The 20,745-nt window shown below is 75.4% G+C and carries 20 protein-coding genes; 9 read left to right on the forward strand and 11 right to left on the reverse strand.

All coding sequences use genetic code 11. From position 1 onward, the window contains the following. Positions 1–244: 244 nt before the first annotated feature. From GY42_RS07960 to GY42_RS07970, 3 genes are all read right to left on the reverse strand, one after another. Positions 245–694: a PTS sugar transporter subunit IIA gene (locus GY42_RS07960; RefSeq protein WP_082131414.1), complete on the reverse strand. Its 450-nt coding sequence runs from the start codon at positions 692–694 to the stop codon at positions 245–247. Then, entirely contained in the window at positions 691–2,292 is a 1,602-nt protein-coding gene (locus tag GY42_RS07965; RefSeq protein ID WP_046528935.1) for a PTS mannitol transporter subunit IICB, read from the reverse strand. Before GY42_RS07965 ends, GY42_RS07960 begins: the two co-directional genes overlap by 4 nt. A gap of 138 nt (positions 2,293–2,430) precedes the next feature. Then, positions 2,431–3,471, reverse strand: a complete 1,041-nt coding sequence (locus GY42_RS07970; protein WP_046528936.1) for a zinc-dependent dehydrogenase — start codon at positions 3,469–3,471, stop codon at positions 2,431–2,433. 380 nt (positions 3,472–3,851) lie between these two features. Here GY42_RS07970 and GY42_RS07975 point away from each other — a divergent pair, with 380 nt between their 5' ends. The 4 genes from GY42_RS07975 to GY42_RS07990 are packed head-to-tail and all read left to right on the forward strand — an operon-like array spanning position 3,852 to position 7,913. Then, complete coding sequence (locus tag GY42_RS07975; protein WP_046528937.1) at positions 3,852–4,910, forward strand: iron-siderophore ABC transporter substrate-binding protein; 1,059 nt, start codon at positions 3,852–3,854, stop codon at positions 4,908–4,910. Beyond that, a complete protein-coding gene (locus GY42_RS07980; RefSeq protein ID WP_046528938.1) occupies positions 4,907–5,962 on the forward strand; it encodes a FecCD family ABC transporter permease in 1,056 nt (351 codons plus the stop codon). The genes GY42_RS07975 and GY42_RS07980 overlap by 4 nt, the downstream gene beginning before the upstream one ends. Positions 5,963–5,967: 5 nt before the next feature. Beyond that, a complete protein-coding gene (locus GY42_RS07985; protein ID WP_236686864.1) occupies positions 5,968–7,032 on the forward strand; it encodes a FecCD family ABC transporter permease in 1,065 nt (354 codons plus the stop codon). Then, on the forward strand, positions 7,029–7,913 hold the full coding sequence (locus tag GY42_RS07990; RefSeq protein ID WP_046528939.1) for an ABC transporter ATP-binding protein: 885 nt from the start codon (positions 7,029–7,031) through the stop codon (positions 7,911–7,913). Before GY42_RS07985 ends, GY42_RS07990 begins: the two co-directional genes overlap by 4 nt. 193 nt (positions 7,914–8,106) lie before the next feature. On the opposite strand, the gene GY42_RS07995 is transcribed toward GY42_RS07990, so the two are convergent. The 4 genes from GY42_RS07995 to GY42_RS08010 form a co-directional block, all read right to left on the reverse strand. Further along, positions 8,107–9,231 carry a GuaB3 family IMP dehydrogenase-related protein gene (locus tag GY42_RS07995; RefSeq protein WP_046528940.1) on the reverse strand — a complete coding sequence of 375 codons (1,125 nt, stop codon included), beginning with the start codon at positions 9,229–9,231 and terminating at the stop codon, positions 8,107–8,109. Positions 9,232–9,277: 46 nt separating this feature from the next. After that, positions 9,278–10,801 carry an IMP dehydrogenase gene (gene guaB / locus GY42_RS08000; protein WP_046528941.1) on the reverse strand — a complete coding sequence of 508 codons (1,524 nt, stop codon included), beginning with the start codon at positions 10,799–10,801 and terminating at the stop codon, positions 9,278–9,280. An 84-nt stretch (positions 10,802–10,885) separates the two neighbouring features. Then, positions 10,886–11,557, reverse strand: coding sequence for a response regulator transcription factor (locus GY42_RS08005; RefSeq protein ID WP_046528942.1), 672 nt, complete (start codon positions 11,555–11,557; stop codon positions 10,886–10,888). Between the two features lie 197 nt (positions 11,558–11,754). After that, on the reverse strand, positions 11,755–12,774 hold the full coding sequence (locus GY42_RS08010; protein ID WP_046528943.1) for a MerR family transcriptional regulator: 1,020 nt from the start codon (positions 12,772–12,774) through the stop codon (positions 11,755–11,757). Between the two features lie 289 nt (positions 12,775–13,063). Here GY42_RS08010 and GY42_RS08015 point away from each other — a divergent pair, with 289 nt between their 5' ends. Next, positions 13,064–13,360 carry a WhiB family transcriptional regulator gene (locus tag GY42_RS08015; protein ID WP_046528944.1) on the forward strand — a complete coding sequence of 99 codons (297 nt, stop codon included), beginning with the start codon at positions 13,064–13,066 and terminating at the stop codon, positions 13,358–13,360. Between the two features lie 232 nt (positions 13,361–13,592). Here GY42_RS08015 and groES read toward each other — a convergent pair whose 3' ends face one another. Beyond that, positions 13,593–13,886 carry a co-chaperone GroES gene (gene groES, locus GY42_RS08020; protein WP_046528945.1) on the reverse strand — a complete coding sequence of 98 codons (294 nt, stop codon included), beginning with the start codon at positions 13,884–13,886 and terminating at the stop codon, positions 13,593–13,595. Positions 13,887–14,159: 273 nt separating this feature from the next. On the opposite strand from groES, the gene GY42_RS08025 reads away from it, so the two are divergent. Continuing rightward, positions 14,160–15,362: a class I SAM-dependent methyltransferase gene (locus tag GY42_RS08025; RefSeq protein ID WP_046528946.1), complete on the forward strand. Its 1,203-nt coding sequence runs from the start codon at positions 14,160–14,162 to the stop codon at positions 15,360–15,362. Next, entirely contained in the window at positions 15,362–16,510 is a 1,149-nt protein-coding gene (locus GY42_RS08030) for a glutamate--cysteine ligase (RefSeq protein WP_046528947.1), read from the forward strand. Before GY42_RS08025 ends, GY42_RS08030 begins: the two co-directional genes overlap by 1 nt. 36 nt (positions 16,511–16,546) lie before the next feature. Here GY42_RS08030 and GY42_RS08035 read toward each other — a convergent pair whose 3' ends face one another. Continuing rightward, entirely contained in the window at positions 16,547–17,779 is a 1,233-nt protein-coding gene (locus GY42_RS08035) for a hypothetical protein (protein WP_152667243.1), read from the reverse strand. A 117-nt stretch (positions 17,780–17,896) separates the two neighbouring features. Here GY42_RS08035 and GY42_RS08040 point away from each other — a divergent pair, with 117 nt between their 5' ends. Both GY42_RS08040 and GY42_RS18145 read left to right on the forward strand, forming a co-directional pair. Continuing rightward, entirely contained in the window at positions 17,897–18,304 is a 408-nt protein-coding gene (locus tag GY42_RS08040; protein WP_152667244.1) for a PadR family transcriptional regulator, read from the forward strand. Next, entirely contained in the window at positions 18,301–18,861 is a 561-nt protein-coding gene (locus GY42_RS18145; RefSeq protein WP_052748265.1) for a hypothetical protein, read from the forward strand. Before GY42_RS08040 ends, GY42_RS18145 begins: the two co-directional genes overlap by 4 nt. Positions 18,862–18,863: 2 nt before the next feature. Here GY42_RS18145 and GY42_RS08050 read toward each other — a convergent pair whose 3' ends face one another. Together GY42_RS08050 and GY42_RS08055 are read right to left on the reverse strand one after the other, a co-directional pair. Beyond that, positions 18,864–19,487: a response regulator transcription factor gene (locus GY42_RS08050; protein WP_046528949.1), complete on the reverse strand. Its 624-nt coding sequence runs from the start codon at positions 19,485–19,487 to the stop codon at positions 18,864–18,866. Continuing rightward, on the reverse strand, positions 19,484–20,713 hold the full coding sequence (locus GY42_RS08055) for a sensor histidine kinase (protein ID WP_046530705.1): 1,230 nt from the start codon (positions 20,711–20,713) through the stop codon (positions 19,484–19,486). The genes GY42_RS08050 and GY42_RS08055 overlap by 4 nt, the downstream gene beginning before the upstream one ends. Positions 20,714–20,745: the final 32 nt, after the last annotated feature.

A 20,745-nucleotide genomic window follows, 5' to 3' on the forward strand; every position in this document is an offset into this window, starting at 1 on the left:
ACTCCGTCGTCCCGTGCCGCCGAGGTGGCGGCTGCGTCCCAGGATCACCCCGTCCGGCACGTCTGTCAATGCCAAACGGGCATGTTCGGAAGTGAATCAACATCCGCTTCTGTGGTGACGGACATCGCTGCAGGTCAACCGGTGTCCGATCCGGGCGCGGTCCGTGCCCGGATGCGCCCGGGGCCCGGTGCGCGCGCACCGGACCCCGGAGTCCCGCGACCGCCGCAGCCCGCGGCCGCGGCCGTCAGGTCACGTTCACGCGCCCCACGAGCGCGTACAGCTCGTCCGCGGTCGTCGCGCGGGCGACCGCGTCGGCCTGGTCGGGGTCGGCGAACACGAGCGCGATGCGCGACAGCACCTCGAGGTGCTCGCCGCCCGCTCCCGCGATCCCGACCACGACGCGCACGGGTGACCCCTTCCAGTCGATCGGGTCGGCGTAGCGCACCACGCAGACGGCCGAGCGACGGATGTGGGGCGTCGCGTCGAGCGTGCCGTGGGGGATCGCCAGGCCGTTGCCCATGAACGTCGTCATGGTCCGCTCGCGCTCGAGCATTCCCTCGACGTACCCGGGCGCCACGGCGCCCGCACCCACCAGCAGCGCCCCGGCCTCGCGCACGGCCTCCTCGTACGTCGTCGCACGGCCGTCCGCGACGCACAGCTCGCGGGTCAGCACGTCGACCCCGCCGCCCGTCACCGCGCCGCCGTCCCGTCCCGCGCGGCGACGACCTCGGCGACCACCTGGTCGTACACCGGGCTGCTCATGAAGTTGTCCACCGACAGGTGCCGCGTGGTGGGCGCCTGGAGGCGGGCGCGCGCGGTCAGCTCGCGCTGGCTGATGACGAGGTCCGCCGAGTCGTCGAGCGTCGCGACGGCCTTGTTGACGACCGTGACCTCGTCGGCACCGGCCTTGCGGAGCTTGTCCCGCAGCACCGCCGCGCCCATGACCGACGACCCCATGCCCGCGTCGCACGCGAACACGATCACCCGCACGGGCGCGACGTCCGCGCCCTGCCCGGCCTCCCCGCCGATCTCGGGAGGCGCACCCGGCACCAGCGCACCGAGCGCCGCGCTGGACCGCCCCTTGTTGGCCTCGGTCTGCGCGACCGCCGCGGCCAGGTCGCCGCTCTCGCCCGCCGCGAGGTCACGCTTGCGCGTCGCGCGCAGGATCACGGCCGCGACGAGGAACGAGACCGCCGCCGAGAGCACGACCGACAGCGTCACGCCCAGGTAGCTGTCGCGCGCGGTCTGGGCGTACACCGCGAAGATGCTGCCCGGTGCCGCGGGCCCCACCAGCCCGCTGCCGAAGACGACGTTCGTCGCGATGCCGGTCGCGCCGCCCGCGATCGCGGCGAGGATCAGCGCGGGCTTCATGAGCACGAACGGGAAGTAGACCTCGTGGATGCCGCCGAGGAACTGCACGACGATCGCGCCCGGCGCGGTCGAGCGGGCCGCGCCCACGCCCAGCAGGGCGTACGCCAGCAGGATCCCCAGGCCCGGCCCGGGGTTCGCCTCGACGAGGAACAGCAGCGACTTGCCGTCGGCGACGACCTGCTGCGCACCGAGCGGCACGAGCACGCCGTTGCCGATCGCGTTGTTGAGGAACAGCACCTTGGCCGGCTCGACGACGAGCGCCATCGCGGGCAGCAGGTGGTTGTCGGCGAGCCACCCGACAAGGTCCCCGAGCCACGCGCTCAGCTGCGTCACGAGCGGCGCGATCCCGAAGAACGCGCCGACCGACAGCGCGCCGCCGACGATCGCGGCGGAGAACATGTTCACGAGCATCTCGAAGCCGGGCCGGATATGACCCTCCCACAGCCCGTCGACCAGCCGCATGACCCACGCCGCGAGCGGCCCGACGATCATCGCGCCGAGGAACATCGGCACGGTGCTGCCGACGATGATGCCGAGCGTCGCGATCGTCGCGACGACGCCGCCGCGCTCGCCGTGGACGAGGCGCCCGCCGGCGTTCGCGATGAGCAGCGGCAGCAGGTAGGTGACCATCGGGCCGACGAGCCCGAGGTACTGGTGGAAGGTCGTGCCGTCGTCGGCCTGGACGAGCTGCGTGGCCGCGCCCTGCCAGGCGCCGGGCAGGTCGGCGTTCCCGAACCCGCCGAGCACGCCGTTGGGCAACCAGCCCACGGCGATGAACAGCGCGGTGATGAGGCCCCAGGCCAGGAACGCCGGGAGGTTGGGCATGATCATGCCGGTGAGGAAGGCGCCGAAGCGCTGGAGGCGGACCTGGGCGGTCCGTCCGCGGCTGAGGGTCGGCGCGGCTGGTGCGGTGGTGGTCATGGCCGGGTCACGCTCCGCTTGGTCGGGCCGGGGCGCACGTCCGCCGGCCGGTGATCGTCGTTGATCCGTGGTGCGGTGCTGGGTGGTGCGGTGCCGGGCGGTGGGCCCGGGTGGTGACGGTGGTGACGTCGGCGGCCCCTAGGGCTCGATCGTCACCTTGATGCCGGCGCCCGAGCGCACGACGTCGATGCCCTCGGCGACGCGCTCGAGCGGCAGCCGGTGGGTGATGAGGTCGGCGACCGGCACCGAACCGTCGGCGATCATCGCGAGGGCCTTGCGGTTGTGCGCGGGGCTCGACCCGTTGGCGCCGACGATCGTCAGCTCCTTGTAGTGCACGAGGTTGGAGTCGAGCGTGATGGTCGGACGATCCTTGGGCAGGCCGCCGAAGAAGCTGATGCGTCCGCGCGGCGCGACCATGCGCAGCGCCTGCTCCTGCGCCGCGCCGGACGCGGCGGCGGTGATCACGACGTCGGCGCCGCGACCGTCCGTGAGCTCGAGGACGGCCTCGACGGGGTCCTGCTCGGACGCGCACACCGCGGCGTCGGGCTTGACCACGTCGGCGGCCATGTCGAGCCGCGCGCGGCTGAGTTCGACGAGGTAGACCGCCGACGCCCCGCGGGCGCGCGCGAGCCGCACGTGCAGGCAGCCGATGGGCCCGGAGCCGACGACCACGACCGTGTCGCCGTCGTGCACGTCGGCGATCTCCTGCGCGTTGATCGCGCACGCGAACGGCTCGGCGACCGAGGCCTCGGCGAACCCGACGCCGTCGGGGATGCGGTTGAGCCCGTCGACGGCCAGCACGGTCGGCGGCACGATCATGAACGGCGCGAACCCGCCGTCGTAGTCGTAGCCCATCGACACCTGGTGCGGGCAGATCGTCTCCAGGCCCCGCGTGCACCACGCGCACCGCCCGCACGGGATGGCGGCGATGACCTGCACGCGGTCGCCCGGCGCCCAGCCGTCGACGCCGTCGCCGACCTCGACCACCTCACCGGCGATCTCGTGCCCCATGACGCGCGGCGGCACGATGCGCTGGTGCCCGGACGTCGAGATCTTGACGTCGGTCCCGCACATCGAGCACGCGCGGACCCGGATCTTCACCTCCCCCGCGGCCACCTCGGGCTCGGGGGCGTCCTCGAGACGGACGTCGCCGGGTGCGTAGAACCGGAAGACCTTCATCGCTCTCCTCGCAGCATGCGCTCGAGGCCGCGGCGGGCGTCCCGGTGCGACGCCGCACCGGGCGGACGTCGTCGTCGGCCGTCCCTCGCGCGGGGGTGACGTGCCCCCGCGTCGTGTCCAGAATGACCGAGTCGACACGAGGATGTCAACAGATTCCCACACAAGCGGTGCCGAACGGGCGCCGCTCAATGTGGGAACGGGCCATCGGCACGAGGCGCGTCCGCGCGGCGCACCATGCGAACGCCGCCGCCGTCCCCACCCACGCCTCGCCCAGGCGGTCGGCGATGCCGTAAGGTAAGCCTCACCTAGCACCCGTACCGCGGGTCGCCCGGACGAGCCCGCACGGGCCCCGGCCCCGCGCCCCCTCCGCGAAGGACACCATGCGTTCTGCGCCCGCACGCCGCGCCCTGCGACCCCTCGTCGCCGCCGCCGCCGCGTCCCTCCTCCTCGCCGCCTGCTCGTCGGGCGACCCCGCCGGCACACCCACGGACGGCTCGTCGTCCGGCGCGTCCGGCGACTTCCCCGTGACCATCACCAGCACGTTCGGCGACACGACCATCGAGTCGCAGCCCGAGCGCGTCGCGACCGTCAACTGGGGCAACCACGACGTACCGATCGCGCTCGGCGTGGTCCCGGTCGGCTTCGCCGCGCAGACCTACGGCGACGACGACGGCGACGGCGTCCTGCCCTGGACGTACGAGGCGCTCGAGGGCCTCGGCGCGACGGGCGACGACCTGCCCACGCTCTTCGACGAGACCGACGGCATCCCCATGGAGGCCGTCAACAACGTCGAGCCCGACGTCATCCTCGGCGCCTACTCGGGCATGACCCGCGAGGACTTCGACACGCTCTCGCAGATCGCGCCGACCGTGTCGTACCCGAAGTTCGCGTGGGGCACGAGCTGGAAGGACATGGCCCTCATCGACGGCGAGGCCATCGGGAAGAAGGACGAGGCGCAGGCCCTCGTCGACGACGTGCTCGCCCAGATCGACGCCGCGCTCGCCGAGCGCCCCGACGTCGAGGGAAAGACCGTCGCCTACGCCTGGTTCGACCCGTCGAACCCCAGCACGATCGGGGTGTACACGCCGCTCGACGCGCGCGTGCAGCTGCTGGCCGACCTCGGGCTGGAGAACGCGCCGTCGGTCGTCGACCTCGCGGGCGACACCGACCAGTTCTTCGTCAACCTCGCGTCCGAGCAGGCCGACACGCTCGCCGACGCCGACATCCTCGTGACGTACGGCGACGACTCCATGCTCGCGACGCTGCAGGCGGACCCGCTGTTCAGCAAGATCCCGGCCGTCGCCCGCGGCTCGGTCGTCGTGCTGGGCAACACCGACCCGATCTCGGCCGCGACGTCCGGCCCGACCGTGCTGTCGCTGCCGTGGGCGCTCGACGACTACCTCGACCTCTTCCAGGCCGCCGCCGAGAAGGTCGGGTGACGCTCACCCCCACCGCCGCCACGCCGGCCGCGCCCGCCCGGGTGCGGCCGGCGTCGCTGCGCCGACGCCGCGCCGTCGGCCTCGTGGTCGGCGTCGTCGCGCTGCTGCTCGCGGTCCTCGCGTCGCTCGCGTTCGGCGCACGGGTCGTCGGCTGGCAGGACGTCGTCGCGGGCGTGCTGCACCCCGACACGTCGCAGATCGCGCAGGCCGCCGTGCAGTCGCGCGTCGCCCGCACCGTCCTCGGGCTCCTGGTGGGCGCCGCGCTCGGCGTCGGCGGGGCCGTCCTGCAGGGGCTCACGCGCAACCCGCTCGCCGACCCCGCGCTGCTCGGCATCAGCTCGGGCGCGTCACTCGCGGTCGTGCTCGGCATCATGCTGCTGGGCCTGTCGACGCTCACGCAGTACGTGTGGCTCGCCTTCGCGGGGGCCGCGCTCACGTCGCTGCTGGTGTACGCGATCGGCTCGCTCGGGCGCGAGGGCGCGACCCCCCTCAAGCTCGCGCTCGCCGGCGCCGCGACCACCGCCGCGCTGAGCTCGGCGATCTCGATGGTGCTGCTCAGCCGCACCGACGTGCTCGACACGTTCCGGTTCTGGCAGGTCGGGTCGCTCGGGCGCGCGTCGCTCGCCGAGATCGGCCAGCTCGCGCCGTTCCTGATCGTGGGCGCCGTCCTCGCGGTCGGCAGCGCACGCGGCATGGACGCGATCGCGCTCGGCGACGACGTCGCCGTCGGGCTCGGGCAGCGCGTCGGGCTCGTGCGCGCCGCCGGCGGCGTGGCGGCCGTGCTGCTGTGCGGCACGGCCGTCGCCGCCGCGGGCCCCATCGGGTTCGTGGGGCTCGTCGTCCCGCACCTCGCGCGCGTGCTCACCGGCCCCGGGCACCGGTGGCTGCTGCCGTACAGCGCCGTGCTCGGCGCGTCGCTGCTGCTCGCGGCCGACGTCGTGGGGCGCGTCGTCGCCCGCCCGCAGGAGGTCGAGGTCGGCATCGTCACGGCCGTGCTCGGCGCGCCCGTGTTCATCGCGATCATCCGCCGCCACAAGGTGCGCGAGCTGTGACCGCGCTGCTGGGCGCACGCGCGGCGGGCGGCGCACCGGGGGCGACGCCCGGTGCTCTGGTCGCGCGCGGCCGCCGCGCGCGCACGCGCCGGCACCGCACGGTCGTCGCGGTGCTGTCGCTGCTCGTCGCCGCGCTCGTCGTCGTCACGCTGTGCGTCGGCGAGCGGACGTACACGCCGCTCGAGGTGCTGCGCGTGCTCCTCGGCGAGCAGGTGCCGGGCGCGTCGTTCAACGTCGGGGTGCTGCGCACCCCGCGCGTGCTCACCGGCGCGCTGGTGGGTGTCGCGTTCGGCACGGCCGGCGCGGTCTTCCAGACCATGCTGCGCAACGCGCTCGCGAGCCCCGACATCATCGGCGTCAGCGCGGGGTCGAGCGCGGCCGCGGTCGTCGCGATCACGATGTTCGGCCTGTCGGGCCCCGCGCTGTCGGCCGTCGCGGTGGTCGTCGGGCTGGCCGTCGCGGTGGTGATCTACGCGCTGTCGTGGCGCGGGGGCGTGCACGGCGCACGGCTCGTGCTCATCGGCATCGCGGTCGGCGCCATGCTGCAGTCCGTCATCGCCTACGCCATGACCCGCGCCGGGATCTACGACGCGAACGAGGCCCTGCGGTGGCTGACGGGGTCGCTCAGCTCCGCCTTCTGGGCCACGGTCGGGCCGCTCGCCGGGTCGCTCGCGCTGCTCGTGCCGACGCTGCTCGTGCTCGCACGCCGCCTGCCCGCGCTGCAGCTCGGCGACGACGCGGCCGCCGGCCTCGGCGTCGCCCCGGACCGCTCGCGGCTCGCGCTGCTGGTCGTCGCGGTCGCGACGATCGCGGTCGCGACCGCCGCGACCGGACCGATCGCGTTCGTCGCGTTCCTGTCCGGGCCGATCGCGCACCGACTGCTGCGCGGCACGGGACGGCTCCTCGTGCCCGCCGGCCTCGTCGGTGCCGCGCTCGTGCTCGGCGCCGACCTCGTGGGGCAGCACCTGCTGCCCGCACGGTTCCCCGTCGGCGTCGTCACCGGCGTCCTCGGCGCGCCCTACCTGCTCTGGCTGCTGGCCAGGACCAACCGCTCCGGAGGCTCCCTGTGACGGACTCCCCCGCCGTGCACACGCTGGCCGTCGACGCCGTGACCGTCGGCTACGACGACCGCGTCGTCGTGCACGACATGACGCTGTCGGTCGCCCCCGGCGCCATCACGGCGATCGTCGGCGCCAACGGCTGCGGCAAGTCGACCCTGCTGCGGGCGATGGCCCGGCTGCTCAAGGCCCGCACGGGTCGCGTGCTGCTCGACGGCACGCCCATCGACACGATGCCCTCGCGCGACGTGGCGACCGTGCTCGGGCTGCTGCCCCAGACGCCCGTGAGCCCCGAGGGCATCGCCGTCGCCGACCTCGTCGGCCGCGGGCGGTACCCGCACCAGGGCTGGTTCCGCCGCTGGACCGCGCAGGACGACGCGGTCGTCGAGCAGGCGCTCGTCGCGACCGACACGCTCGACCTCGCGGACCGCCCGGTCGACGAGCTGTCGGGCGGGCAGCGTCAGCGCGTGTGGATCGCCATGGCGCTCGCGCAGCAGACCGACGTGCTGCTGCTCGACGAGCCGACCACGTTCCTCGACGTCGCGCACCAGGTCGAGGTGCTCGACCTGCTCACCGACCTCAACCGCGAGCGCGGCACGACGATCGTCATGGTGCTGCACGACCTCAACCTCGCCGCGCGCTACGCCGACGACCTCGTCGCGCTCACCGACGGCCGGCTGTACGCGCAGGGCGACCCGGCCGACGTCGTCACCGAGCGGATGGTGCGCGACGTGTTCGGCATGGCCGCACGCGTCGTCCCGGACCCGGTGAGCGGGTGCCCGCTCGTGCTGCCGGTCGGTCGGCACCACGCCCCCGCGCACCCGACCACGGACGGCGAGGACCGCCCGACCGCACCGGCGGCCGAGGCGCCCTCCGCGCAGCGGGTCCGCTGAACCGGCCCCCGGCTCGTCCTCGCGCGACCCCGTGATCGGTCGCGGTCGTGCGGGGCGCGCCGCGACCGACCACGGCGTCGTCGTCACGCGACGATCGTCGCCACCGTCGCTCCCCCACCCGCACCGGCGCGCCCGCGCACGGCAGCCGGGTACGCCGCAGGGCCGGGCGCGTGCCCGGCCCTGCGTGCGGGCGTCAGCGCGGCTGGTACGGCGAGACGACGACCTCGATGCGCTGGAACTCCTTGAGGTCGGAGTAGCCCGTGGTCGCCATCGCGCGGCGCAGCGCGCCCACGAGGTTGAGCGTGCCGTCGGCCGTGTGGCCGGGGCCGAAGAGGATCTGCTCGAGCGTGCCCACGGTGCCGACCTCGACCCGCTCGCCGCGCGGCAGCTGCGGGTGGTGCGCCTCGGAGCCCCAGTGGAAACCGCGCCCGGGGGCGTCGGTCGCACGCGCGAGCGCCGCGCCGAGCATGACGGCGTCGGCGCCGCACGCGACGGCCTTCACGAGGTCGCCCGAGCGCCCCACGCCGCCGTCGGCGATGACGTGCACGTACCGGCCGCCGGACTCGTCGAGGTAGTCGCGGCGCGCCGCGGCGACGTCCGCGACCGCGGTCGCCATGGGGGCGTGGATGCCCAGCGACACGCGCGTGGTGTGCGCGGCGCCGCCGCCGAAGCCGACGAGGACGCCCGCGGCGCCCGTGCGCATGAGGTGCAGCGCGGCCGTGTAGGTCGACGCGCCGCCGACGATCACGGGCACGTCGAGCTCGTAGATGAAGCGCTTGAGGTTGAGCGGCTCGGCGCGACCCGACACGTGCTCGGCGGACACCGTGGTGCCGCGGATGACGAACAGGTCGACGCCCGCGTCGACCACGGTGCGCCAGTGCTCCTGCGTGCGCTGCGGGCTGAGCGCACCCGCGACGACGACGCCGGCGTCCCGGATCTCCTGCAGCCGCGCGCGGATCAGCTCGGGGCGGATCGGCGCGGCGTAGATCTCCTGCATGCGCGCGGTCGCACGGGCGGGCGCGAGCGTGGCGATCTCAGCGAGCAGCGGGGTCGGGTCGTCGTACCGCGTCCACAGGCCCTCGAGGTCGAGGACGCCCACGCCGCCGGCCTGGCCGAGCGCGACGGCCGTCGCGGGGCTGACCACGGAGTCCATGGGCGCCGCGAGGATCGGCAGGTCGAAGTGGTACGCGTCGATCTGCCAGCCGACCGAGACCTCCTCCGGGTCGCGCGTGCGCCGCGAGGGCACCACCGCGATGTCGTCGAAGGAGAACGCCCGGCGTCCTCGCTTGCCCCGTCCGATCTCGATCTCGCTGCTCACCGGACGAGCCTACCGGCGGGCGGGCCGTCGCCGGCCCGCCGTCCGCTCAGCGGCCGGTGTAGTTGGGCGCCTCGACCGTCATCTGGATGTCGTGCGGGTGGGACTCCTTGAGGCCCGCCGGCGTGATCCGGATGAACTGGCCACGCTGCTGGAGCTCGGGGATCGTGTGCGCGCCGACGTAGAACATCGACTGGTGCAGGCCGCCGACCAGCTGGTGCGCGACCGCCGACAGCGGGCCGCGGTACGGCACCTGGCCCTCGATGCCCTCGGGCACGATCTTCTCGTCCGTCGTGACGTCGGCCTGGAAGTAGCGGTCCTTCGAGTAGGAGACCCGCCCGCGCGAGGCCATCGCCCCGAGCGACCCCATGCCGCGGTAGTGCTTGTACTGCTTGCCGTTGACGAACACGAGGTCGCCGGGCGACTCGTCGCAGCCCGCGAGCAGCGAGCCCAGCATGACCGTGTCGGCGCCCGCGACGAGCGCCTTGGCGATGTCGCCCGAGTACTGCAGGCCGCCGTCGCCGATGACCGGGACACCGGCCGGGCGGCACACCTGCGCGGCGTCGTGGATCGCCGTCACCTGGGGCACGCCGACGCCCGCGACGACACGGGTCGTGCAGATCGAGCCCGGCCCGACGCCGACCTTGACCGCGTCGACGCCCGCGTCGACGAGGGCCTGCGCGCCCGGCCGCGTCGCGACGTTGCCGCCGATGACCTGCACGTGCCGCGTCGCCGGGTCGGACTTCAGCCGGCGCACCATGTCGAGCATGAGCCGCGCGTGCCCGTTGGCGGTGTCGACCACGAGCACGTCGACGCCCGCCTCGACGAGGGCCGTCGCGCGCTCCCACGCGTCGCCGAAGAACCCGATGGCCGCACCGACCACGAGGCGACCGTCGGCGTCCTTGGTGGCGTGCGGGTACTGCTCGGACTTCACGAAGTCCTTGACGGTGATGAGGCCCGCGAGCTTGCCCTCGTCGTCGATCAGCGGGAGCTTCTCGACCTTGTGCTTCGCGAGCAGCGCGGCGGCGTCCTGGCGCGCGATGCCGACGGGCGCCGTCACCAGCGGCATGGGCGTCATCGCGTCCCGCACGAGGCGCGTCGCGAACTCGGCCGGCGGCACGAAGCGCAGGTCGCGGTTGGTGATGATGCCGAGCACGCGGTTCTCGCCGTCGACGACCGGCAGGCCCGAGACGCGGTACGTGCCGCACAGCGCGTCGAGCTCGGCGAGCGTCGCGTCGGGGCCGACGGTGACGGGGTCCGACACCATGCCGGACTCGGAGCGCTTGACGACGTCGACCTGGTGCGCCTGGTCGGCGATCGACAGGTTGCGGTGCAGGATCCCGACGCCGCCCTGGCGCGCCATCGCGACGGCCATGCGCGCCTCGGTGACGGTGTCCATGGCCGCCGAGACCAGGGGCACGCGCACGCTGATCTCGCGGGTCAGGCGCGACGAGGTGTCGACCTCGGACGGGATGACGTCCGTCTCGCCCGGGAGGAGCAGGACGTCGTCGTAGGTGAGACCGACCCGGGCGAACGGGTCCGTGGGAGCCGTGGGAGCGTCGTGCGCCGTCATCACGCCAGGATACGTGGCCGCGCGGGTGGGCAGGACGGCCCTGCCCGCCAGCCGGACGCCGGACGCCGGCGTCCGGCGCGGGCGTCAGTCGATGATGCCGCGCCGCAGCCCGATCGCGACCGCCTGCGCACGGTCGGACGCCCCGAGCTTGCGGAACAGCCGCCGCGCGTGGGTCTTGACCGTGTCCTCCGAGAGGAACAGCTCCTGGCCGATCTGCGCGTTGGAGCGGCCGTGGCTCATGCCCACGAGCACCTCGATCTCGCGCTTCGTCAGCACCGGGGTCGGCTCGACGGGGCGTGCGGCGACACCCGCGTCGGCGCGCGCCACGTGGCTCTCCTGCAGCGGCGTCGCCGGGTGCGGCACGGCCGGCACGGCCACGCCCGCGGTGACGGGGCTGGCCTGCACGTGCGCGGCGACGGCCGCGAGCTCGGCCCGGCCGACGTCGGGCGCGAGGAAGCCGCGCGCACCGAGCGCCAGGGCCCGGTCGAGCGCCTCGCCGTCGTCGGGCCCGGCGAGCAGCACGACGGCCGTCGACGGCGCGACCGCGCGCAGCCGGCGGATCGCCTCCGTGGGCCCGGCGCCGGGCAGGTGCGCGTCCAGCAGCACGACGGTGGGCGTGATGCGGCGCGCGAGCGCCAGCAGCTCGTCCGCGGTCGCCGCCGCCCGGACCGGCGCCAACGACGGCACTCCGATCGATGTCACGACGAGCCGCTCGCGGACGGTCGCCGAGCCGTGGCAGACCACGACTCCAGCCATGGGTATCCTCCTCGCGCCGATCCCGGCACCACAACGCGTGCACGGGTCCATGCCTGCATCGGCGTTACCGGTGCGTCACGTTAGCCCTCACGCCCGACCACCGGGAATCAACGCGCCGTTTCCTCACGGTTGACGGGTCCCTCGTGATATGCCGTCACGCTATCGGGTCAGCGCGTCGGCACCGGATGAGACGCCCGTCACAGGGGTGCGGCCTGCGCGACGACCGCCAGCACCTCGTGGACCAGCCCCGTCAGCGTGCGGGCGCGGTGGACCGACCGGTCGAGCGGGACGCGCTCGCCCGCGACCTCCGGCACCATGACGAACTGCGGGAGGTCGTCCCGCTCCCGGGCGAGCGCCGCGACCACGGACAGGTCCGGCGCGGGAGCCTCGGAGACGGTCACGACGGCGCGGGCCCGGGTCATGAGCGCGAGCTCGCCGGCGTGCCGGGTCGACACGGGGCCGGCGACGAGCCGCGCGTCGACGCCGCCGTCGACGAGCGCCGCGGCGAGCGCGTGCGCGACCACGGGACGCGTCTCCCCCGGCACCGGGAGCAGCAGCACGACCGCGGCGTCGGCCGCGGGGGGCGCGGCCGTGCGCGCGCGCAGCGCGGCGAGCACGCCCCCGACCAGCGTGGCGCGCGCGTCGACGCCGGGCCGCTCGACGACCGTGCGTCGCGCGAGCGCGGCGAACGCGGGCTGGACGAGCCCCGTCCACCAGGCGGCGAGGTCGTCGACCGCACCGAGGTCGAGCAGCGCCACGCAGCGGTCGCCACGCCCCGTCAGGGCGGCGTCGACGAGCTCGACGACGCCACGGGCGCCGGCCGCGCGCCCGGCCGGGGGCGCGTCCGTGGCGACGGCCGGGGTCGGCGCGCCGCTCGGCGTGGGCACGGTCGGGAGCCGCGCGGTGAGGTCGTCGCTGCGGGGCGGCGGGCCGGCGGCGACGTCCGCGGCGAGGGCGAGCCGGGCGGCCTCCGCGGGCGCGACGCCGTCGATCGTGAGGCGGCGCATGACGAGCAGCCGGTCGAGGTCGCTCGGGGCGTACCGGCGGTGGGCCCCGGCGTGATGCTCGGACGGGCCGAGGCCGTAGCGGCGGTCCCACGTCCGCAGCGTCGCGGGGGCGACGCCGAGCCGGCGCGCGACGGCCGCGACGGTCAGCGCGGGCCCGTCGCCCCCGGGCTCGGTGCGGTCGTGCGGGTCGTCGACGGGACCCGTCGACACGTCCGCACCGTCAAGCCCTTCCTCGGCTGCCGCGACCATGACGCGATTGTGCCAGCCACGGGCCGCGCCGCCCGCCTCGAGCGCGTCACGAGCTGGCGCGGTCCGCCGGCGAACCGCGCCGCACCGCGCCGCATCGCGCCACCGAATCGCGTCAGCGAAGAGGGTCTTGAACAACTTCTGGCGCGGTTGTACGGTTACGGCACGTCAACACGGGCAACCGTCGACGGCGACCGACTTTCGTCCCGGCCACGAGCCGCCGGACGTGCCGCACGAATCGAGGAGGACCCCCATGGCTGAGATCTCGCGTCTGCCCGGACCGGTGATGGACCTGTGGGAGTGGCAGTTCGAGGGCGCCTGCCGCGACGCCGACCAGGACCTGTTCTTCCACCCCGAGGGCGAGCGCGGCTCGGCCCGCCGCCGCCGCGCCGAGGCCGCCAAGGCCATCTGCGCCACCTGCCCCGTCCTCAACGAGTGCCGCGAGCAGTCGCTCGCCGTGCGCGAGCCCTACGGCGTCTGGGGCGGCCTCTCCGAGGACGAGCGCGCCGCCGTGCTCGCCGAGCGCGCCGGCCGTCGCGTCACCGCCTGACCCGCACCACCTGACCCCGCACCACCGACCGCGCCCCGGTCCGACGCCGCCGTCGGCCCGGGGCGTCTTCGTCCCCGGCGCCGTCGTCGGCCCCACGACCGGGGCGGCGCGCGCCGCCCCTCCCTCACGACGCGGCCCCGCCGTCACGCGTCGCCCCACGACGACGAAGGCCCCCTCCGGACGGAGGGGGCCTTCGTGCTGCCGGGGACGGGCCCCGGGTGCAGCGGAGTCGTCAGCCGACGATCGCGAGGATGTCGCGCGCCGAGAGGATCAGGTAGTCCTCACCGGCGTACTTGACCTCGGTGCCGCCGTACTTGGAGTAGATGACCTTGTCGCCGACGGCCACGTCGAGCGGCACACGGTTCCCCTTGTCATCGATCCGGCCCGGACCCACGGCCAGGACCTCGCCCTCCTGGGGCTTCTCCTTGGCGCTGTCCGGGATGACGAGACCCGACGCGGTCGTCGTCTCGGCCTCGAGGGTCTTGACGACGATCCGGTCCTCGAGGGGCTTGATGGAGACCGACACAGCGGACCTCCCCTTCGCATGTGAGTCGTTCTGAGGCAGTGTCTGCGCCGCACCGTCGCCGCCGTCGTCGCGGGTGCCGGGGCCACCTGTGCGGTTGGCGCCCCCTGACGGGACCGCCGGTTCCTCACTCTAGGAATGCGTTAGCACTCGGTCAACCCGAGTGCCAGCATCCGGGTCCCCGACCTGCACGGTGACGCGGCCGCGGCGCGGCGCCCGGACCGCCCCGTGACGTCCCGTGACGTCCCGGCGGCGTGGCCGTGGGAGGCTGGGCGCGTGGACGACGCCGGGCTGGTCAAGCTCCTGCAGCCGGAGGGGTGGGCCCTGCTGCAGGCCCTGCCGCCGTACGACGAGCGGCTCGCGATGCCGATCGCCGAACGCCTCCAGAAGGAGGGTCTCGACCCCGCGCTCGTCGCGGCCGCGCTCACCCAGTCCCGGCTGCGCGCCAAGGCGCACGCCAAGCTCGGCGAGTTCGCCGAGGGCATGCTCTTCACCGTCGCGGGCCTCGAGCAGGCGACGCGTCTCGAGGTCGCGGCCCACCACGCGCGGCGGTACCGCGACGCGGGCTGCACGTACGTCGCCGACCTCACGTGCGGGCTCGGCGCCGACGCGCTCGCGCTCGCGGGCGTCGGGCTGCGCGTCCTCGCGACCGACGTCGACGAGACGACCGCGGCGCTCGCGACCGTCAACCTGCGCGCGTTCCCCGAGGTGCAGGTGCGCATGGCGGACGGCACGGCGCTCGACCTGGCGGCCGAGGGCGTCGACGGCGTCTACGCCGACCCCGCACGCCGCACCGGCAGCGGCCGCCGCGTCTTCGACCCGAGCGCGTACAGCCCGCCGCTGGACGCGGTCCTCGCGACCCGCGACGTCGTCCCGGCGCTCGGCCTCAAGCTCGGCCCCGGCCTGGCCCACCGCGACCTGCCCGTGGACGCCGAGGCGCAGTGGGTGTCGTCGGACGGCGAGGTCGTCGAGCTCGGCCTGTGGTTCGGGCCGCTCGCTCCCGACGGCCCCGGCCGCACGGCCCTCGTGCTGCGCGACGGCGCCGCGCACACGCTGCGCGCGGACCCCGACGGCGACGACGACGCGCCCCCGGTCGGGCCGGTGGGCGGGTACCTGTACGAGCCGGACGGCGCCGTGATCCGCGCGGGGCTCGTGGGCACGGTCGCCCACCGCGTGCGCGGACGCCTGATCGACCCCACGATCGCCTACGTGACCTCCGACGCCCTGGCGGACCGCACCGCGTGGCACCCGCTCGCGACCGCGTACCGCGTGCTCGACGACCTGCCCTTCGGCCTCAAGCGGCTGCGCACCTACCTGCGCGAGCGCGGCGTGGGCCGCCTGACCATCAAGAAGCGCGGCACGGCCGTGGTGCCTGAGACGCTGCGCCGCCAGCTCGACCTGCGCGGCCCCGCCGAGGGCACGGTCGTGCTCACGCGCGTCGCGGGCCAGCAGCGCGTGCTCGTCGTGGAGCCGGTCTGATGGCGGCGCCCGTCGCGCTGCCGTTCGCGACGTCGGAGCGGTCGACCGTCGGCATCGAGTGGGAGGTCGGCCTGGTCGACGCCGACTCGGGCGACCTGCGGCAGGCCGCGCAGGCGATCTTCGAGGCCGTGCGCCCCGCCGACGGCACGGACCACCCGCACATCACGTCCGAGCTGCTGCTCAACACGGTCGAGGTGTCGTCGGGCAAGTGCCGCACGGTCGGCGAGGCGGGGGCGGACCTGCAGCGCGCGCTCGACGAGGTCGCGGCGGCCGCGCGCCCGCTGCGCATCGAGCTCATGGGCGCGGGCACCCACCCGTTCGCGAGCTGGGCGGCGCAGCGCGTCACCGACAAGGAGCGCTACGCGACGCTGATCGACCGCACGCAGTGGTGGGGCCGGCAGATGCTCATCTACGGCGTGCACGTGCACGTGGGCGTCGAGGACCGCGACAAGGTGCTGCCGCTGAGCCGCGCGATGCTCACGGTGTTCCCGCACCTGCAGTCGCTGTCCGCGTCGTCGCCGTTCTGGGGCGGCAAGGACACGGGGTACGCGTCGAACCGCGCGTTGCTGTTCCAGCAGCTGCCGACCGCGGGGCTGCCGCCGCAGCTCGAGCACTGGGAGCAGCTCGAGCAGTACGTGGGCGACATGATGCACACGGGCGTGATCGACCAGGTCGACGAGGTCCGGTGGGACATCCGCCCGTCGCCGCGGTTCGGCACGCTCGAGATGCGGATCGCCGACGGCGCCGCGAACCTCCTCGAGGTCACCGCGATCAGCGCGCTCACGCACTGCTTCGTCGAGCACTTCTCGACCCTGATCGACGCGGGCGAGCCGCTGCCGACCATGCCGCAGTGGTTCGTCCAGGAGAACAAGTGGCGCTCGGCGCGCTACGGCATGGACGCGATCGTCATCACGAACGCGGCGGGCGACGAGGAGCTCGTGACGGACTCGGTGAGCCGGTGGCTCGTCGAGCTCGCGCCCGTGGCCGAGCGGCTGGGGTGCGCGGCCGAGCTCGAGCAGGTGCGCACGATCCTGCGCCGCGGCGCGTCGTACCAGCGCCAGCGCGCGGTGGCGCGCCGGAACGCGGGCGAGCTCGAGCCGGTCGTGCGGTCGCTCGTCGCCGAGCTCGCGGCCGGCCGCCCGCTCTGACCCGGGCCGTCGACGTCCGCCGTCCGCCCTCCCCCGTCAGTCCTCCCACCGCCACGTCCGCAGCGCGTCCTCGAGCACCCCGAGCGCCGCGGTCTCGTCCGGCGCGTAGGTCAGCAGCCACCGCCACGTGCGCCCGCGGCGGTCGAGCCGGGCCTCGGTGCGCGCGAGCCCGGCGACCTGGAGGGTGCGCGTCGCGACGGTCCCCGCCGCGACGGCGCGCTCGCGCACGTCGCCCGTCGGTGTCACCCCCGGGCCCCAGGCGACGACCTCGGGGACCGCGAGCGCGTCGCGCGGCGGCACGCCCGGGTCGGCGGGGTGGACCGCGACGACCAGCGACGCGGTCGGTGAGAGCCGTACGTACGCAGCGGTCCACGTGCCCGGCGAGCCCGGGACCCCGGCCGCGGTCGGCGCGCAGGGCACACGGCACCGCGCTGCCGTGCTGCCGGTCTCGTCGGCGAGGACGACCTCGACCGGCGCGGCGGGCACCGCGCCGGCCTCGGCGGGACCCGGACGGCTGGGGCCCGCGGCGGAGGCGTCCGCGGCAGCCGGGTCCCCGGCGGGGGCGTCCGCGGGGATCCACTCCCAGGTGGCGAGGACCGCGTCGTCGAGGCCGTCGACGACGTGGTCGCCGTCGCGCCGCACGAGGCCGACGACGAAGGCCCAGCCGTCGCGGTCCACGTGGGTGTCGGTGACGACGGTCGACCCCGCGCCGAACGTGTGCCGCCATGCCGCACCGGCCGCCGTCGCCGCGCGCAGCACCTCGCCGACGGGGTGGGTGTGCACCCCCAGCGCCCGGCCGAGCGCGGGCCGGTCCGCGGCGGCCGCGAGCACCGTGCCGGTGTCGACGCGCCCCACACGCCCGAGCACGACGACCAGCAGCGCCCGGCCGCTGCCCAGGTGCACGGTGACCACCTGCCTGCTGCCGTCGGAGCCCGCGTCGGCGGGCGGCGACGAGTGCCACGGCAGCCAGACCCGGAACCCCGGGCAGCCGTCCGGCGTGGGCGGCACGGTGGCGCGGACGCGCAGCTCGGTCGGATCGGCCCGCGCCGGCAGCCGCTCGACGTCCGCACCGGCGACGCGTCCCCGCAGCGGGATCGCCCGACGGACGGCCTCGACGGCGCGCTCGCGCTCGAGCGGTGGCAGGCCCGGGTCGAGCATCCGGACCATCCGACGCCGCAGCCGCCAGCGGAACAGCGGCCCGGCGGGCAGGTACGCGAGGACGTACACCGCTCCGAGGACGAGGAGGACGACCGGCAGGGCTTCTCGCACCTCCCGTGCGTCGGCACGTCGGGGCGTCGCCTGAAGCGCGCGTCCGCACGGGGCGCACCGGTACGCGACCACACCCGCTAGTTTGCATCACCAGATAGCAGGCCTTACCGTGAAAGCGTGACCAGCGACCGCGACCCCCAGCTCCTCAAGGGCGTGCTGCCCATGCTCACGCTCGCCGCGCTCACGCACGACGAGTCCTACGGCTACGAGCTCGTCGCGGCCCTGCGCGCGGCCGGCCTCGCCGAGCTGTCGACCGGGACGCTCTACCCCGTGCTGACGCGCCTCGAGCGCGACGGCCTCGTGACGTCCCGGCTCGTGGCCTCGTCGTCCGGCCCGGCCCGCAAGTACTACCGACCCAGCGACGCGGGCCTCGCCGCGCTGCGCACGCAGCGCGCGTCGTGGGCCGCGCTCGTCGCGACCGCCGACCGCGTCCTGCGCGCCGCCGCCGCGACAGCAGCCGCCGGCACGGCGGCCACCGACACCGCGCCCACCGCGGCGCCGACCCACCCGGAGGGGATCCGATGACCACGCACCACGACACCGCACCCGACGCATCCGCCACCGACGACGCCGCGCACCGCCTCACCTGGCGCGACCGCCAGCGACTGTCCTGGTGGTTCCTGCGGTTCGAGCTCGCGATGCAGGACTACCCGGGCCGCGAGGCCCGCCGCATCCGCCGCGAGCTGCGCGCGTCCGTGCTCGACGACGCGTCGCGCATCGGCCTCGACGCCGCGCTGCGCGACCTCGGGTCGCCCCGCCGCCTCGCGGCCGGGTACTTCGCCGAGCTCGAGCACGAGCGCCCGCGCTGGACCGACGGCGCCGTGCTCGCCGCGGTCGTCGGCGTCGCGCTGCCGCTCTACTCGTGGCTCGGCTGGCAGATGGGCGCGCTCGACGCGGTCGACGCGATGGGCGGCGGCACGGTCGAGCTGAGCTGGTTCGGCTCGCCCGTGACGCTCACGCGCACCGCCGAGGAGATCTCCATGACGACGTCCGTGACCTGGGGCCCGCTCGCGCTGAGCGTGGGCCTCGCGCTGGTCGCGTTCGCGCTCGGTGCGCGCGTGTGGCGGCTGCGCCGCGGCTGAGCTCAGACCCACCCGTTGCGGCGCGCGAGCGCGACCGCCTCGTGCCGGTTCGTCACCCCGAGCTTGGCGACGGCCGACGACAGGTGGTTGCGCACCGTGCCCGGTGCGAGGTGCACGCGCGCGGCGATCTGCTCGACGGGCGACCCGTCCGCCGCGAGCTCGAGCACGTCGGCCTCGCGGGCCGTCAACGGGCTGCCACCCGTCGCGATCGCCTCGGCCGCGAGCTCGGGGTCGACGTACCGACCGCCCGCGTGCACCTGCCGCACCACGTCGGCCAGCACGCGCGACGGCACGGTCTTGGGCAGGAACCCGCGGACGCCCGCCTCGAGCGCGCGCTTGAGGTAGCCGGGCCGGCCGTGGCTCGTCACGACGACGGTCGCGACCCGCGGGTCCGCCGCGAGGATCCGCGTGGCCGCGTCGATGCCGTCGGGCGCGTCGGTGCGGCCCCGCACCGGCATCTGGAGGTCGAGCAGCGCGACGTCGGGCCGGTGCACGCGGGCCGCGTCGACCGCCTCGTCGGCCGACGCGGCCCGCGCGACGACCTCGACGTCGTCCTCGAGGTCGAGCAGCGACGCGAGCGCGTCGCGGATGAGCGCCTCGTCGTCGGCCAGCAGCAGGCGGATCACGCCACCACCTCGCTCGCGACCGCGGGGACCCGCACCTCGAGCACGAACCGGTCGCCGTCGGTCGCCGCGCTCACGGCACCGCCGAGCGGCGCGAGCCGCTCGGTCAGCCCCCGCAGCCCGGCACCACCCCCGGGTCCGGCCGGGCGGGCCCGGACGCCGTCGTTCGCGACGCGCAGCAGCACGTCGCCCCCGCCCTGCGCGACCAGCGCGAGCTCGCACGTGCGCGCGTCGGCGTGCCGCACGACGTTGGTCGTGCCCTCGCGCACGGCCCACGCGAGCGCCTCGGCGGCCACCGCGGGGAGGCCGCGAGCGACGTCCTCGCCCGTGACCCGCACCTCGACACCCGCCGAGCGCAGCACCGACCGCGCGCCGACGAGCTCGGCCGCGAGGTCGGCGGCGCGGTACCCCTCGACGACCGCGCGCACCTCGCGCAGCGTGTCGTGCGCGAGGTCGCGCACCTCCAGCATCTGACCGCCCGCGCCGTCACGTCCGCGGGACGCGAGCTCGGCCGCGAGCTCGCTCTTCACCGCGACGGCCGTCAGCGCGCGGCCGACGACGTCGTGCAGGTCGCGCGAGAACCGCAGCCGCTCCTCGGCGACCGCGAGCCGCGCGTGCGCGACGCGCGCCCGCTCGAGCTCCCAGACCACCGCGACCGTCCACGCCGACGCGCGGTACGACAGCACGACCGCGGCGGCGGACACGGACACCAGCAGCGTGCGGACGACCTCGTCCGAGGTCGCACCGGCGGCGGCCCGCACGCCCAGCACGGTCGCGACCGCGCCCAGCAGCAGCGCCAGCAGCGGCACCGTGCGCAGCAGCGGCGACAGCGCGCCGAGCGTCGCGACGACCACCACGAGGACCGCGCCGGTGCGCGGGTCGACGCGCAGCCCTTCGGACCCCCAGCCGCCGGTGCCCGCGAGCACCGCGACCGTCGCGACGCCCAGCGCGACGAGCGCGACGACCTGCCGCACCGACGGCCCGGTGCCGACCGACGCGCGCGCGAGCCCCGCGCGCAGGACGAGGACGCACGACACGGTGTGCGCGAGCGTCAGCACGACCGCCGGGACGACCCACGCCGCGACGGCGGGCCGCTGCGCGACGGCGAGCGCGACCAGCACCGGCTCGCTCGCCGACACCAGGTACAGCGAACCGCGCGTGTACGCGTCGAACTTCTGCGGCTCGCTCCAGCGGCCGAGCAGGCCACCGGGGCGCGTCGTGGTGCTCACGGCACCAGCCTGCCAGGCGTCACGGACCGCCC

The sequence above is a fragment of the Cellulomonas sp. FA1 genome (assembly GCF_000986825.1).
Taxonomy (GTDB): Bacteria; Actinomycetota; Actinomycetes; order Actinomycetales; family Cellulomonadaceae; genus Cellulomonas; species Cellulomonas iranensis.

Bases quoted from the DNA above. Each gene is read 5' to 3' on its own strand.
- GY42_RS07965 (WP_046528935.1), bottom strand. From the start codon at position 2,292: ATGACCACCACCGCACCAGCCGCGCCGACCCTCAGCCGCGGACGGACC.
- GY42_RS07970 (WP_046528936.1), bottom strand. From the start codon at position 3,471: ATGAAGGTCTTCCGGTTCTACGCACCCGGCGACGTCCGTCTCGAGGAC.
- GY42_RS07975 (WP_046528937.1), top strand. From the start codon at position 3,852: ATGCGTTCTGCGCCCGCACGCCGCGCCCTGCGACCCCTCGTCGCCGCC.
- guaB (WP_046528941.1), bottom strand. From the start codon at position 10,801: ATGACGGCGCACGACGCTCCCACGGCTCCCACGGACCCGTTCGCCCGG.
- GY42_RS08005 (WP_046528942.1), bottom strand. From the start codon at position 11,557: ATGGCTGGAGTCGTGGTCTGCCACGGCTCGGCGACCGTCCGCGAGCGG.
- GY42_RS08015 (WP_046528944.1), top strand. From the start codon at position 13,064: ATGGCTGAGATCTCGCGTCTGCCCGGACCGGTGATGGACCTGTGGGAG.
- GY42_RS08030 (WP_046528947.1), top strand. From the start codon at position 15,362: ATGGCGGCGCCCGTCGCGCTGCCGTTCGCGACGTCGGAGCGGTCGACC.
- GY42_RS18145 (WP_052748265.1), top strand. From the start codon at position 18,301: ATGACCACGCACCACGACACCGCACCCGACGCATCCGCCACCGACGAC.